Origin of the sequence: Enterobacter sp. V89_11 (assembly GCF_029967775.1) — a bacterium.
GTDB classification, from domain to species: domain Bacteria; phylum Pseudomonadota; class Gammaproteobacteria; order Enterobacterales; family Enterobacteriaceae; genus Enterobacter; species Enterobacter ludwigii.
Genome location: NZ_JASCAN010000033.1, coordinates 1 through 15,696, shown reverse-complemented (window position 1 = coordinate 15,696; position 15,696 = coordinate 1). Strand labels below are relative to the sequence as shown.

Sequence of the window (15,696 nt, the reverse complement as noted above, 5' to 3'; positions counted from 1 at the left end):
AAAGCAAAAAGCCTGCTATAAAAGCAGGCTTTTTAAATTTGGCTCCTCTGACTGGGATCGCCATAGCCATTAACTAGCTGAAGATTAAGCTAAATCAGAAATCCAGTCTTGTCAAGACCACCAGAATGACCACCATTTATATTGTATATCTAGAATGGTGCTAATCAGCAACGCACCTATTAAAGAGGATGCGAAATCTTGAGCTCATTTGATCTACTGGCACTAATTTGACGTTCCATCAATTGTGCTTCATGTAAAGCTGCATCACTGAAACTTTTTCCAGTTAGAAGAGTATCAATCGCTTTAAATAATGACGAGTCAAACTGGTTATGAAGCCATTGATATCTCCCCCAACGGAGTTTTTTAAACTCAGAAGAACACTCTTCACCAAATGCAACTAAAATTAAATTTTCAATATTAGCATCGCAATGCCATGCCACTTTAGATGGCTCATCCTTTCCTGCCTTCAATAAATAAATGGAACGCATCAGAATAGTGCAGTAAGTAGAGTAAAGCGCCCACACAAATTCACCAATATGTGGCCTTACTAACTTAACTTCTTCAGAGCTGGCATTGATTAAACATATCATATCAAATTGCTCCAATTCATGTGAATATTTATGTAATCGTGGATCAGTATAGAAATTTTTCATTTCTTCATCAGTGAGGACGTCCGTAAAAGAGGCTGCACCAGGAAAATTTTTGCGAAAGTCGATTATCCCTTTCCAAAGAATATCGACTGCATCAATTTTTCTTGAAATTGTTGCTTTTTGTACCTCAGAGAAAGACGCCGCAGCAATTTTTAATATATTTGATTGTCGTTCTAATTCTGCCTTCATATCTGTTAGATGAGCATCGCTTTCGGTTTTAAGTTCAGCCTTAAGCCTCTCTAATTTATTATCATATTGATTTTTAATGCTTAAATGAATTTGGTTTCCAATCCAGGTTCTAAAAATCCAACCAACACCAGTCAGAAATACCAGACTGAAAACAGTAGATGTAATCGTTTGTAAAAGAAAATTTCCCAACATCTCCATTTTTAATCCCCGTTTTTTGTTTATATCTGTGAGAAAGTATCGTAATTTGATGCGGTCAATCCTACCATTTTATATCGAAAAGCACTGTAACTTAATGAATTTATTGATTTAATTCATTCTGTGAGGTATCTATTTGATTCTCTTAATTTTGTCTTGCAAGTATCTGAGTAATGTATTTGAATATTAAGAACATAAAAGTTCAATGACTTGGTATATGTAATCATTTTGTTGGGAGGGTGTTGGTATTATGAGTGACCGAAGATCAGAGAAGCGATTTAGTAACAGCCCCCTAAGTGCCGCCCACAGGGGTTACGTCTACCAAGATTTAGTCACGGCATATCTATTCATCTGTTGCCTTGTTCGCCGAGACGAGAAGATAACTGTTGATCGCAAAACCGTTGAAGACGACCGTTTTGATGATATTGAGGTCATTGTAAATGGGCATAAATTACGTAGACAACTAAAATCAAGTGAAAATATAGCTAGGCCATTAACTTTCGATGATTTTGATAAAAAAAATTCATCTTTACGGTTTGATCGATTAGTCAACACATTTCTCTCCTCAGAAGAGGATACTGCTACAGAAGAATATCGGCTCTGTGCAACATGGCTGTATCCTGATTCTGACGATCCTGTTGTTGAATTACTTATACCAGCTAATAGCGCTGCTGGTACTTTCGATGGATACTCTACGGAGCTATACTATTTAGATCCTGATAGGGTCTGGCCGAAGAGTTCCTCCCCAGTATTTAAACCATTGATGAGTATCCCTGGAGGGGAAGCTGCACCTAGTCGCGATGATGTAATTGCTTTTTGCGAGCGGTTTATTATTGAAATTGCATTTCCTGCTGCTTCCCTTGATCTTGAACATCCTGGGCCTCTCGAGAATTTACTATTAAAAATGCTTGTGGAGTATGTTGGTATTGGTCGCTATCCAAATGATGAACGCCGCGTGGAAGATGTGGCAGCACTGGCAGTTCATATTGCTAATGTTGCAAGGACAAGGGGAGAATCATTATCGCCATCCCTTATAGCGCAACGTTTATCACTCCGTACTGACTTTGGTCGTATTGCTCAAGCATTCCCTCTAGACAGAGCTGTTTTATTCGAGCGGAAGTCATTACAGAAACAACTCTTTGAGGCAGCACAACAACAAGGGGTTCATCTTGTTCTTGCTGGTCCAGGAGCCGGTAAATCATGGTCTTTGACGCAGCTGTCAGAAGAACTGGTACAACAGGGTTTTATTGTAGCTCGCCATTATTGTTTTTTGGAGCCTGGGGATGAACTGGTTGAACGAAGAATTACAACAAACGTTTTCTTCGCTAATTTACTGGCTGAATTGCATGAATCCTGTCAAAAACATGTAATTCCTATACAACAGGTTTTTTCTTCAGGTATTCATGAGCTCGAACAGACCTTAGGTGAAATCTCTGCCTGTGAAAGACATACTGTGATCATTGTTGATGGGCTGGATCATATTGCACGGGTTCGTGATGCATCATTAGGCCTCAGTGATAATGAAACAGATATTGTTGAACAATTGGCAACGCTTGAACTACCAGAACGAGTAACGCTAATTATCGGCTCACAACCAGGAAAACATCTTGAGCCATTACGGGAAGTATACAACTCTAATTTAAACGAATACGTTGTTGAATCTTGGTCATTCGAAGAAGTCAGGGAACTAACTATAAAACTAGGGTTAGGTACTGCACTAGCAGAGATTAACCTACAAGAAAAAGAAAATGACGTAATACAAATACTGTTCCAGCGCTCGGAAGGTAATCCTCTATATACTCGCTACCTTTGTTTTGGTCTGATGGATGGTCTTTTATCTGGTGCAATTACTGAACCGTTTGAATGGCTCATAGGGGCGCCCGACTTAAATGGCGATATTAAACATTACTACGGGCACCTGTATTCGTCGGCAGGAAAACAAGCTCAGGCTATTGCTGATCTTATGGGGGTAATGGATTTCTCAATAACTGAAAGTGAATTATGTGAAATTGTCGGTCCATTACTTAGAGGATATGTTTCCGCGGCACTACAGATACTACGTCCTGTCCTAACCCAAGCAACTACTCAGGGCGGCATGAGGATATTTCATGAAAGTTTTCGACGTTTCATGATTGATGAGTTGGTTCGTCAGGGAAGACACGTTGCTGATATTTTATATCCCGTTGCGGTATGGCTGGAAACACGAGGTTTTTTTGTTGATGCTAAAAGTTATCGCTTTTTGCTACCAATAATGAGGCGGGCTGGAAGAGATAACGAAATTCTGACATACGTTTCAGCATCATTTGTACACGACAGTGTCGCTCATGGCCATCCTTCCGAGGCTATTCAGAAAAATATTATGCTTGCGACGGATGTAGCTGCTCGTACTCTTAACTGGCCTGCATTGGTCCGCTATGCTGAATTATCCAGAGCACTTAATTCTTGCTTTGAGGAAGGGAACAATGATTGGCAAGAGTATTGGCGGACTTACTATTCTATTTATGGGGCTGATTTATTGGCCGAGAGGTTGTTGTTCGATGGTCGTCCAACACTAACTCAAAAAGAAGGTTTGCTGGCCTGTCAGTTAGTTGATTCCAAGGGGGTTGCCGCGCCTTGGCAAGAATACTTATCTATTACAACAGAAATAGAGGATAGACTCGATTATTCGGATACTGAGTCTCATGGTGACGTTCGTTGTGATAATGAAGAGGAAGCCCTCGCAACTATTTACGGTACGTTACGGTTAGGGCGGTATAGGCAAGTTATTCGACATATTTATTGGAATCTATGTCGTTCAGGGGGGCTTTTTTCGCCTTGGTTCTTGCGTAATTTAGCTCAACAACTTGCTCAGTTTATGTCCCCAGCCTTAGTAGAAAGGATTTGCCATAGAGGGGATCCTGCTTATACCGGACGCTACAGATTACCAGACAGATCTGTCTGCCTCTTATTTCTTGGTCTTTCTGATTTCTACCGGAATATAAAAGCAGTAGATGACAGTCTGCATTATGCCGAAATGGCCTTATGCCAGGCTGTTACGCCAATAGAAGCTATGTGGTGTGTTGAGGCTGGAGCTTCAGGTGAACGCGCACTTGATATAGTACGTAATGAGTTGAAGGTTGAAACAACTCCAGCAAATGAGCGTTATTCACCAGAGGCTGAGGTTGTACATCAATGGCTGGCGTCAGTACGTCTGAAAGCTCACGATGTGGATTGTGAGAGGTTTTTCCAGCTTCAACGACTTAGTCTGGAGGGAGAGGGCTGGTATCGCTGTTGGCTGAGGTTTGTTCTTGCTGTTGCATTGGCTGAAGCGGCTGCGGTGAACAATGAATCATACGATATTCTAGCCGCTTTTGAAGAATTAACTAAGGACACAAGACCATTCGTTGGTAGCCCCAGAGCCTGCGATCTCTATTCGATACATCCCATTATCAAAGCGAGTCTCATTCGTGCACTTAAACTCCTCAACACTCGTGAGGAGTGGGAAAAAGCTCTAAGTATTATTTCTATGGTTCGTAATGATACGACAACATATCTGGATCGAGATGAAAATAGTCCACTTTCAGGAGATGTATTGTATTCATTTTTTCTTGCACACACTGTAAAGCCCGAGATTGCAGATTTAATCATTAAAAAGCTAGAAGATGAGCTTGAATCTATGGAGGCAAATGGTACTTATTACAGTGTACATGCAATAGAACGAATGAAGTTGGCTCAACTTTATGCAAAAACGTCTCCCTTGGAGGCAATCAAGCACTGGCAACAGGCCATTGTATTTTTATTAGGCTATGGTTTTCGAAAAGATATTACATTGTTTGATATCATCGAATGCGTTCCTGCGTTAAGACTTCATTCAAGAGAATCAGCGATACGTGCATTGATTAGTATCCATCCACTACTAAGTGCGGTACTTTGTCATACCGACCATAGAACGACAAAACATGCCCCCAATGCATGGTTTAGTTCATTGTTACAAGTTGACGAAGTTCAGGCAATCGAATTACTTAATCGTACTCTAATGTATGAACGAGGTGTTTTTTCTTGGACAAGTATAGAGGCGCAGAAGGAGGCATTACGTCAACTGGCTGACCGGGGGGATTCAATTTTATTGAATGCACTATGGTCAACATTATTGGTTGATATTGACTATGAGAATGCCGGAGAAGCAGTAGTAAAAGAGAGGCTGTCCTCTGTCCAACGCTTACTTACAGAATATCCGGCTTATGCTCAGGAACGATTCACGGTACTTTGTGCAGAAGTATTTAATGATTCTTCTAACTACCAATTAAGCGCAGTTGGGCCTTTGCGGGAATTTGCCGAAGAGCATAGTCTGCATATGCCAGCTTACAAATTATATGAAACGAATGAAAATAGAGAAACTCATCGAAGAGAATATATCGGAGATACATCTCCGATTGCCTCTATAGCTTTACGCATTCCAGTATTTCCGCCAGCACCCAAATTTGTCGAACTGCTAACGATATTGCGAAAGGTTTCAAAATCAACTCTTTCTCGTACTGAATATAAAGAGTCTGTTTCACTACCATTAAGTTATATAATGACAGAAATGGTTCAAAGAGGAGAAGAAGATCAGGCTCTGCGTCTACTCTATTTTTTTGTTCACGAACGTTCTTATTGGTCGCTGGAAAATATTACGCCGGTATTGTGTCTGGCGGAGTGTCTAGATAATTCTGGACATGAAAAATTGGCTGTTGTTGCCTATACGCTTGCTTTCACTTCTGCAAGAGGAGGACGGGGATGGCTCAATTTTGGTGATGACACACAATCCGCACCTCTCCGTCGGGCTCTGGAGATGGATAAAAAGCTGGCACTTCAAACGCTGGCACAGGAGACGCTCCGACGGCTAAATATGGACGGCTATTATGGGTTATCCCGTCACCTGATTGAAAGGATAGCTGACTGGGGCGATCATGAACTGGCAGTGAATGCCTGGGAAGAGGCCTTCACCATTATTGAAAGCCGATTACCGCTCCCCGGTCAAATTCATGTGTTTGAAAAACTTGAACTTCAGGCTACCCCTGAATGGTCTTTGGATGAATCACTTTGCGTGCTTTTACTCACGAATACAGGCAATGCGGTTATCTCCAGGCGAATAGCAGCCCTGTCAGGTGTTGCTCGACTGGTAAAAGAGAGAACAGAACTCTTTTATGACCCTCTAAAATATTATCTGATGCATACCAGTAGTGTTTCCTCACTACAATCCATACTACAGATTCTTAACGAAACGCTGGCAGATGTGACTGCTTTGGTTCAAAGGCTTAAAGAGCCATTAAGGGATTATGCTCAAAGTCCTTCATTAAGTTTGTCACTGTTGGCCAAGCTTCTTTTATCGCGTATCAAAGAAACAACATTTAACGCGAAATCAGGGATGTCATGGGCAACAAACACACCTTCAAATAAATCCATGGAAGTAGTTTCCTTTGCTGATGAAAGCTGTTTATTGAATATTTTCCAAGAAGTATGGCCTGAGTTACCTACGCTTGTGGCTACCAGAATGGAATCATATATTACTGGTGACGCTGAAAGCGTTTTCAAGCATTTTATGAAGGAACGATATGAACTCAAATATGACCGAGGAAATTACGTAAAACCTTCGGCTCGAACTTTGCTATGGCATTCTGAATTATTTCTTGCCATTTTTGATAATGTTTTTACCGAATATCCGGCACAACTCTGGCGTAAGGGATTGTGGGAAGCAGATATAGAACGTAGCATCCTGGGACAAATTCTGCCTTTTATGCCTCTTCATCTGGCTATGGACGCCAGTCGGATCCCCAGACCAAACTGGCCGTTATATGAAAGTAAACAATATATACTGGCAGAATTTACACGGGTCTCTAATGAAGACCCAACATGGGGAGGATGGATAAGATTAGGGCTGTTTGAACAATACTATTTTCGGGCAGATGGTAAACATTATGGCCCCATGGACAGGAAAACGGTGCAATGTGCTGCGATTGTCAGGACAAATCCTGATGGGATGGTTCCTCCGAAAGTATCGCCTTTAGGTAGTGATGATGTCTTAGTTTGGTGGGAAGACATTGATTGGATGGAGGCAATGCAGGCTCGAGCAAAGCCACAATTAGTTAAGCTGGATAAAGTCAAAGACTGGTTAGATGATGTCTTTGTCCTGCTTCCTCCTGCGGCTCTGAAATATGATGCACAATTGAAACCATCTCATTACGCGGGGCCGCTATGTTGGTACGATGAGAATGACCAACCGGTCGTTGTATTACGAACATGGCGAGTTAAGGGAAAAGGTACTGGTGACATAGATGCCCACGTAATTATCGGCGCTGATTTAATTATGCATCCCAAACTGGAAAAGGTATTGCATACGGCATACGGCGGACCTCTTAAAGAGCTTAATTCTGTTCACTGCGAAACCATTTCGTAGAAGCGCGGAGAATAAAACAATTAGGATGTTAATGGGCAGAGGAAGGCATATGTTTCAGCTGCCCAATAGCATTTTTAATATAATTAAACGTGCTATTTGTTAGAGGAAATTCATAATCTCTTCTGACAACGCCGCAAAAAACGCCCCTCCGACACCTTATCCGCAAAGGGGCGCAACAGCATCGCAACCTTCTGCGCTTCCACTTCATTGATATGGCAGTTGCCATCGCGAAATAGCGCCATCATGCCGCGAAACAGATAATCATACAGTGACAGGTTTTTATCGTGCTCCTTACTTTCCATCCGATACTGTTGCAATGTTGTTACCACGGACTCACGGTTTTCCTGCGAAGCACCGACGCTACTTCGAATATAGCCCCAGTAGTTGACAGTAGTCTTATTCAACAAAAAGAGAAAGGCATCGCAGAGCTGTTCAAACTCGGTTGCCTGAAAGTATACCCGGCGAGTGTAGATATTAAAAAAGTCTTGTAGCTCAGTCAGTAACACCAGAAAACTTTGTTTGCTGTCTACCTGTTCAACAGAGACATTGCTTTCGGGCTGGTAGTACGAATAAATATCATGGGGTGTATAGGGAACATGTCGCTGTGCAAGAAACGGTAGTCGTTGCCAACCTCTGCGTTCTTGAAAGAAATTAGCACAATACCATCTATCCGCTGCAGGGATTAATTTCTCCATCAGCCAGCGATATGCCGTCAGCGCATCCCAGTAATTACGTGGCCCGATAGCATCCTCTTCCATACTATCGAGATCGTAGCGACTGGGAGGTTGCCAGATGAGCGCTACGCGATGATTAGTAAGACGATTACAATTAGGGTCGCGACTGGCCAATAGCGTGACGTGATGTCCTTCATTCATGTTCTCATCTTTATTCCGGGTTAAGACCATGATGCGCTCACGCATAGGATTAAATATCGACCATTCGCCTTCTGTATTCAGATAGTCATGATGTTGACAGAAAATGTTGATGCGGCCCCATAACCAGAAAGGAATGGTGATGAGATGAATATTATCGCCGAGTGGAGTGCTATTCATAAAATCAGCAGTACGGCAAAGTCGGTCAATTTCTTCCATGCGCTTTTTGTAACCGCACCAGAATTTGTCAAAAGCGTCACAGAGCGAGCGGGTTTCATTGAGGGTAAGTGCAAGGCGGCAGTTACCGATATCACAATAATAATTCTCCCCTTGATGCTCTTTAAAAACCCACGGTCTGACTCCCGCCTCCGGTGGGCTACCGATCCCTTCGAAGGCGGAATTTAGCAGGTTATTCTGACTCATTGTCAGCAATACATGGCTATAGCGGCCATTGCGAAAATCAATAAAACAGGAAAGAGTGTCACCTTTCAGGTTAGGTAAAAACGCCTTAATCAGTACATGATCGTTCTGAAGTGTATAGGTATCACCAGTAATGTGTTCATATGGATGCGTGTAATTTTGCCAGGCAGACGATTCGTTATAGTCCCACAAGCCATAGTTTTTGATATTTAACAGTGCTCGCTCGCCATAAAACAGAGACACCCAGCTCTCGTGACAAAAGCGATACAACAGATCTGGACAATACAGATTTTTCAGCCAGTCGTGGATTAGTTCCGAATCAAGCAGACGATGTACTATATTTAGCTCCTTAAAAAGAGCCTCTTGTTTTTTGTATTCTGCGATTAATTTTGCTGGCGCTTTCTCACTGAGGAAAATGTAAAACTCATTGATATTCACCTGCCATTTTTCCCTATGTTCATTAAAGCGCTTGACAGTGGGGATATAGTGGTTCTTTGTGAATTTTTTACAACGTTTCACTTCGTATAACGAATAAACGTCCTGATTGCCGTGTTGGCGATGCGTAAAAATATCCGCCCCAAATTGTGATTGGCCGGAGATGCCAATTGTCATGGCATCAACTATCTCGCCGTCTTCGATTTTCAGCCGTTTTTTGATGAGTTCACAACAAAATAGCTCAAACGTTTTCGGCTCCATAAGCTCCAGTGGTAAATAAGCATCTGCTTTCCCTACTGGCGGCCCCAGTTTTACAATCTGTTGTTCTATGTTTTCCACCGGTCCCTCTCCATCCGTTTTTTAAAGATAAAAATTTAGCGACTAATGCTTATATTTATAACAATCTGCGATCTCTATTCCACTACTCTCTCTTGCCGTTTTTGACTGAAAGCGGTATCTTTTACCCGCACCTGCAAAATCAGGTGCCGGGATTGGAACCCTGAGAAATGTTACAGGCGACATACGACGCGCCCGCGTCTTTTTTATGTCGTGCGCTCAGCTATACCTCAATGGTGGGCTGGGCGGGGGCACCGTAAGGTGCGCCGGTTGCCTGTAACGCCGGTAGTTCCAACCCCGTTCAGTCCACCACCATGAGATTGGAACCTCTGGTGGTGGGTTTTAAACCCGTTACAGGAGGCTGCCTCATGGCTACGATCCCCACTCAAATTCACCCTTTACTCACACTTCCCTTCAGCGCTGCCACGGATTTCACCGTACTGGCCGAACACTGCAAACATTTCGCCGAAACTCTCGCCGAAAGCAACGACCCTGCGCTAAAAATGGCGCTCTGCGGCAGACTCAGTACCTGTCTGACATTGTTGCAATCCACGCTGCTCGACCCGATCCCGGAGTCTATGAGAGACAGCCTGACCGTTGACACGTTCCCCGCCAGTTTTCCCCGCTTTGAACCTGACTGCACCGAACTCTGCCACTACTGCCTTGCTCTGACGCAGATACTGACGACACAGGGACTGTTGCCGGAAACGCGGAATTACCTTAGCTGCCTGCTGTGCGACCTGACCCTCTATTTCTCTGCTGAAATCACCGCCCCGCGCTGGATACGTACCTCAGATGGCGTGAAGTTTATCGATGAGGTGGCCGCATGATGCAACCGGACTGGCATTCTGCCGACATTATTGCCGCGTTGAAAAAGCGCGGAACCTCAATGGCGGCGCTTTCCCGCAAAGCGGGGCTGGCATCCTCCACGCTGGCAAACACCCTTAACCGTCACTGGCCCAAAGGCGAGAGATTGATTGCCGAAGCGCTGGACGTTACACCTGAACAAATCTGGCCTTCGCGTTATCGCTGACATATCCCCGGCGCAGGTCTGATCCGGAAGCTGCGCCGCATTTTGTTTATCTGATTAGAAATAATCCTTTGAACCGCAAAAATAGTTATCTCTAATCTTCATACTTTGCCGTGAAGTAAGCTCCTGCCTGCACGAAATGCTTCACGACCAGAGAGAAGCGCCTGATGTATCAGGACGGTCGCCTTTTTACCGGCAATGCCGCCTTTGAAAACTGCCGGATCCGTCTCCGGATGGGTTAAGGCTTTCTTCACGCTTCGTTACGCTTAGGAGGTCACAATGAATCTGACTAAAAATTGCGCACCGCCCGCCGTTGATGTTATATTAAAATATAATATCCGGAGGTTATCTATGTATACCACTCGCCTGAAAAAAGTCGGCGGCTCTGTCATGCTGGCAGTCCCTCCCGCCGTGCTGAAAACGCTGGCGCTGTCTACGGACAGCGAAGTCGGCATGACCATTGATAATGGCTGCCTGATTATTGAACCGCAAAAACGTCCTCGTTATTCACTTGACGAACTGCTGGCACAATGCGATCCGCACGCTGAAATAAGCGTGGAGGATCGGGAATGGCTCGATGCGCCTGCGGCAGGCAAGGAGATCCTGTAAATGGAAAGAGGAGAAATCTGGCTCGTTTCACTTGATCCCATTGCAGGTCATGAACAAAGCGGAAAACGTCCGGTACTCATTGTTTCTCCTGCATCGTTCAACAAGCTGACCCGACTGCCTGTTGTTGTACCTGTGACCAGTGGCGGAAACTTTGCCCGCATAGCCGGTTTTACCGTTTCACTGGACGGGGCGGGAACAAAAACAACGGGCGTTATTCGCTGTGACCAGCCCAGAACCATTGATATGGGCGCCCGGAACGGCAAGCGACTGGAACGTATACCTGACTCTGTCGTGAATGAAGTATTGGCCCGACTGGAAGCCATTCTGACCTGATGCTTTTTATGTAAGTTGAATGAGGGTGCTGTCGTATACAGCACCCTCGTTTTTTTATAACGACAAGTGATTAAAAATCCTTTTGCAGTTAAAAACAGTTTTTCCTTTCTGCGCCAGTGGTACTGGCATAGTCTCCCTCCTGCTCCATGCTGTCGTCGACAGCGCCCAAAGCTTCATGACCTGAAAGAAGCGCCTGAGCCATCAGGACGGTTGAGCCGTTTACCGGTGCAAACCTCTGCAAACACCGGATCGCAGATTATCGCGACGGAGGCCTGAGTTTTAATACGATACGTCCTTTTACTGCGCCAGAATGCTGGCCCCATCTACACCATGCCGGAATTATCCGGCCAACCGATACTGGCTGACACTATCAGCGCCTTCTACCTTACGGGCTGCGGCCTGCATTGCCGTCAAGCTTTGCTGCCGCGTGACCGTAAATCTGCACCAGAAACGTAACGTTTGAGCACTGCACCAGACCAGTGCGTCACTTTATCCGCGCAGAGCGGGAAAGTGACGCACGCAGCCCTTTAGACCTGCACCAGACAACTCAGCTGCGCCATCTACTGGCTGGATTCTGACACCGCCTTTTCAGGCCATTTACCTATAAGGAGAACATGAACCGATACCGAGGCGGATCCGGACGATCCGGGGGATAACCCGCGCAAGCGGGCGGCTGCTCAGAGAGCACAACCGAAGCCCCACCACACCTCAACGGCTGCCGCCCCGGCGCTCAGGTATCGTTCGCAGCCCCGACAAAAAAACAGGGGCTATCGGCCTGTGCGCCGGGGAAAGCTGTATCAGTGTTGGGTTTTTTGGGATGAGTTTACGGTAATCATGAAAAGGGGAATATATGGGAATACTGGAGCAGGAAATGAAGCGGCTGGCGCAGCAGGCGGGCGGCAGCTACAAAACTGTGGATGACCGCATCAGGCTGGTGCAGCGTTTTTGTGAGCGTCTGGTACTAGCGCAGAATGTGCAGATCCGCCGGGTGGAGCAGCTTAGAGCCCGGCATATTGAAGGCTATATCCGTGAACGGCTAGCGCAGGGTATCACGAAGCGTTCCCTGCAAAATGAGATGGCGGCGGTGCGCTGCATCCTGAAACAGGCCGGACGCGCAAAACTGGCAGACGGTGACCGGATAAACAACCGCTCACTGGGGTTGTCCGGCGTATCCCGTAGCGGTACGAAACGGGCTATCACGCCGGAGCATTATCGTCAGGTACTGGAGACTGCCCGCGCCAGAGATCCGGGGCTGGCGGCGGCGCTGGAACTTGCAAGGCTGATGGGATTACGCTCGCAGGAAGCGGTACAGAGTGCGCAGTCGCTGAAAACGTGGAAACAGGCGCTGGAGCGGGGCGAGTCCCGGCTGACTGTGGTGTTCGGCACCAAAGGCGGCCGCCCGCGTGAAACCATTATTCTTGATGCTATAGCTGTCAGAAAAGCGCTGGATAATGCGCTGGCTGTGGCAGAAGATCGCCACGGCAGGCTGATAGATAAGTCAGATCTGAAAAGCGCGATGAAATACTGGCACAGCCAGGCGTCACGTCTCGGGTTAACTGGCGCATATTCTCCGCACTCGTTACGCTATGCGTGGGCACAGGATGCCATTCGCCATTATCTGGCGCAGGAATTCAGCGAAAAGGAAGCGTTGGCAATGACGGCGATGGATTTGGGGCACGGCGACGGGCGCGGGCGCTATGTGGCGCAGGTTTACGGGCGAAGGGATGAGGCAAATTGATAGCCTCGAGCTTGCAATATGATGGTTATTCATCGTTTTTCACCTGATGATATTTGAGGTCAAATATCATCAGGCTGTTTCCTGTTGATTTCGGGCTATTAATTGGTTTTCGTACAAAATTATTTGCCCCAAATAATTTGGGGGGACTTCCTATTAATCTCAGGTATCAATCGGTTTTCATACAAAAAATTTTGGACCCAAAATTTTTTGTATGCTTTTCTATCAACGCTGACGAGATTAATATCATCGACTATTAAACTCATGATTATTTATTATAAATGAGTTTATTAGGTGTTTTGCGGTTATTTTGATAGCCATCATATTATAAAATACTCTTTATTCATCGTTATCCACCGGAAAAATTTCTACGTAGAAATTTTTTGTACGATTTCCTCTCAATAACAACATATCCGAGAGGTATGATCGATTAAAATCTGTGTGGCTATTTTTTTTGACCTGAATTATTTGAGGCCACATATTTTGGGGGGATTTTTGTACAAAGCTCTGGTACAGCATCAGGACGTTGCCACATCAACCTGCGCCAGCCAAAGGAAAAAGGCCGGAAAGGGTAAGGGGTGACTAAGGGTAACAGCGCCAGACCGGAAAAGGCCAAAGGGCTTAAAAGGTTAAAGCTGGCGCAGATCGATATGTATCCGACGTTATCTGGCGCAGTCCAGCCGTATACAGGTGACGACAGGCTGGTGCAGATAAACGGTGACAATGGACTGGTGCAGTTATGGTATTGCGATGAACCGATTTCTGGTGCAGGCTGTCTGGCAGCGATCGCCAGAAATTATTTACCGTGAGTAATTCGATATGTACCTATTGATTGGTGATGTATTGATAGGTTTTCGTACAAAATTATTCTGCGTAGAATAATTTTGTGTGCTTTCCGATTAATAGCAAAAAAGACGAAGGTAAAGCCTTTTAATGCAGAAACGCAGATCCGGTTCAATCAGGATCTGCGTTTTCATTTTCAACAAATTACATTGTCGCTGGCTCAGGCCACCTTATGCTGCCGCGCATAAATATACGGTGCAACGTACCCTCCGCGGCTCGAATCCAGATAATCTGACCACCACTGCATCATAGCTTTACGGGCGTCGAGATGTTCAGCCCGGTGGATATATGCCGCCCGCACGCTGTTGCGCTCCTGATGGCTCATCTGCCGCTCCACGGCATCCCGCGACCAGAGTTCAGATTCCACCAGCGCGCTACAGGCCATTGCCCGGAAACCATGCCCGCAGACATCCGTTTTGGTGTCATAGCCCATTAAACGCAGCGCCCGGTTGATGGTGTTTTCACTCATTGGCTTATACGGATTATGGTCGCCGGGGAACACCAGTTCCAGATGGCCGGAGATGTCCTGTATCTGTTTCAGAATCGCAATCGCCTGACGGGAAAGCGGCACAATATGCGGAGTACGCATTTTTGCGCCACGGCCAGAAAACCGGACTTTCTCAATCGTTTCGCGGGTGGCGGGAATAGTCCAGATTTTGTTTCTGAAATCAATCTCGCTCCAGCGGGCAAAGCGCAGTTCGCTGGAGCGGATAAACAGGTGGAGAGTCAGCGCCACCGCCAGCCTTGTTAACTGCCGCCCCTGCTGATAGTCGCCAACACGCTCAAGCAGTTCGGGCAAGCGCTCCAGCGGCAGGGCAGGATAATGATTTTTGACAGGCGGCGCGGTAACGCCTTCGAGGTGAAGCGCCGGGTTGTTTTCGGTGAGTCCCTGCTGAACGGCGTAACGCATGATGTTGCAGAGTTGCTGCCGGGTACGGGACGCGACTTCAAGGAAGCCTTTATCCTCGATAACCCGCAGTAAAGCGGTGAAATGCTGCGTTTTCAGCATCGTGACGGGCAGATGACCAATCGCCGGAAAGATATGATTTTCCATGCTGGCAAGAATACGCGCGGCATAATCTGCCGACCACTTTTTGTTAGATTTGTGCCAGTTCAGCGCCACGGCTTTAAAACACTTTTCCGGTGATGAAGCGGCTTTTTCAGAAATCCGTTGTTGCGCCGGGTTGATATTCTGCGCCAGTAACTTACGGATACCGTCACGCTGTTGCCGGGCTTCGGCGAGAGACACCAGCGGATAGGCACCGAGACTGACGCGGGATTCTTTGCCGTTGAAGCGATACTTGAGATACCAGATACGCGAACCGCCCGGATTGACCAGCAGATACAGACCGTGTGAATCAGAGAGTTTTACGGGTTTGGAAGAGGGCTTTAAGCTGCGGATTTTTGAATCATTTAAAAACATTTGGGGGTCACTCCAGAATCGAACCAAACTGACCCCAGATCTGACCACCAAATTTACCGGATGCGGAGGGAAAACCGGATATGCATCGGGAATGATTTTTACGCTAACTTACTGAATCACAACAGAATAAGGACTCATAAGGAAGCGTAAGAATCGAAATTTGGCTCCTCTGACTGGACTCGAACCAGTGACATACGGATTAACAGTCCGC

10 protein-coding genes are annotated in these 15,696 nt (G+C 45.8%); 7 read left to right on the top strand and 3 right to left on the bottom strand.

The features are described 5' to 3' along the window. Positions 1 to 179 precede the first annotated feature (179 nt). Positions 180 to 1,037 carry a hypothetical protein gene (locus QLG09_RS21905; protein ID WP_282489402.1) on the bottom strand — a complete coding sequence of 286 codons (858 nt, stop codon included), beginning with the start codon at positions 1,035 to 1,037 and terminating at the stop codon, positions 180 to 182. A 247-nt stretch (positions 1,038 to 1,284) separates the two neighbouring features. On the opposite strand from QLG09_RS21905, the gene QLG09_RS21900 reads away from it, so the two are divergent. Beyond that, a complete protein-coding gene (locus tag QLG09_RS21900; RefSeq protein ID WP_282489401.1) occupies positions 1,285 to 7,449 on the top strand; it encodes an ATP-binding protein in 6,165 nt (2,054 codons plus the stop codon). Between the two features lie 110 nt (positions 7,450 to 7,559). On the opposite strand, the gene QLG09_RS21895 is transcribed toward QLG09_RS21900, so the two are convergent. Next, on the bottom strand, positions 7,560 to 9,515 hold the full coding sequence (locus QLG09_RS21895; RefSeq protein WP_282489400.1) for a hypothetical protein: 1,956 nt from the start codon (positions 9,513 to 9,515) through the stop codon (positions 7,560 to 7,562). Between the two features lie 365 nt (positions 9,516 to 9,880). Between QLG09_RS21895 and QLG09_RS21890 the strand changes: the two genes are divergently transcribed. The 6 genes from QLG09_RS21890 (at position 9,881) to QLG09_RS21865 (ending at position 14,028) form a co-directional block, all read left to right on the top strand. Continuing rightward, positions 9,881 to 10,342: a hypothetical protein gene (locus QLG09_RS21890; RefSeq protein ID WP_282489399.1), complete on the top strand. Its 462-nt coding sequence runs from the start codon at positions 9,881 to 9,883 to the stop codon at positions 10,340 to 10,342. Beyond that, entirely contained in the window at positions 10,339 to 10,545 is a 207-nt protein-coding gene (locus tag QLG09_RS21885; protein ID WP_282489398.1) for a helix-turn-helix transcriptional regulator, read from the top strand. Before QLG09_RS21890 ends, QLG09_RS21885 begins: the two co-directional genes overlap by 4 nt. 348 nt (positions 10,546 to 10,893) lie before the next feature. Beyond that, on the top strand, positions 10,894 to 11,151 hold the full coding sequence (locus tag QLG09_RS21880; RefSeq protein ID WP_282489397.1) for an antitoxin: 258 nt from the start codon (positions 10,894 to 10,896) through the stop codon (positions 11,149 to 11,151). Further along, positions 11,152 to 11,484 carry a type II toxin-antitoxin system PemK/MazF family toxin gene (locus tag QLG09_RS21875; protein WP_282489396.1) on the top strand — a complete coding sequence of 111 codons (333 nt, stop codon included), beginning with the start codon at positions 11,152 to 11,154 and terminating at the stop codon, positions 11,482 to 11,484. A gap of 850 nt (positions 11,485 to 12,334) precedes the next feature. Then, positions 12,335 to 13,222, top strand: a complete 888-nt coding sequence (locus QLG09_RS21870) for an integrase domain-containing protein (protein WP_282489395.1) — start codon at positions 12,335 to 12,337, stop codon at positions 13,220 to 13,222. Positions 13,223 to 13,797: 575 nt separating this feature from the next. Further along, the gene (locus tag QLG09_RS21865) at positions 13,798 to 14,028 is read left to right on the top strand and encodes a hypothetical protein (protein WP_282489394.1); all 231 of its coding nucleotides are present in this window, start codon (positions 13,798 to 13,800) and stop codon (positions 14,026 to 14,028) included. A 194-nt stretch (positions 14,029 to 14,222) separates the two neighbouring features. Here QLG09_RS21865 and QLG09_RS21860 read toward each other — a convergent pair whose 3' ends face one another. Next, positions 14,223 to 15,485, bottom strand: coding sequence for an integrase arm-type DNA-binding domain-containing protein (locus QLG09_RS21860; protein WP_282489393.1), 1,263 nt, complete (start codon positions 15,483 to 15,485; stop codon positions 14,223 to 14,225). Positions 15,486 to 15,696 lie beyond the last annotated feature (211 nt).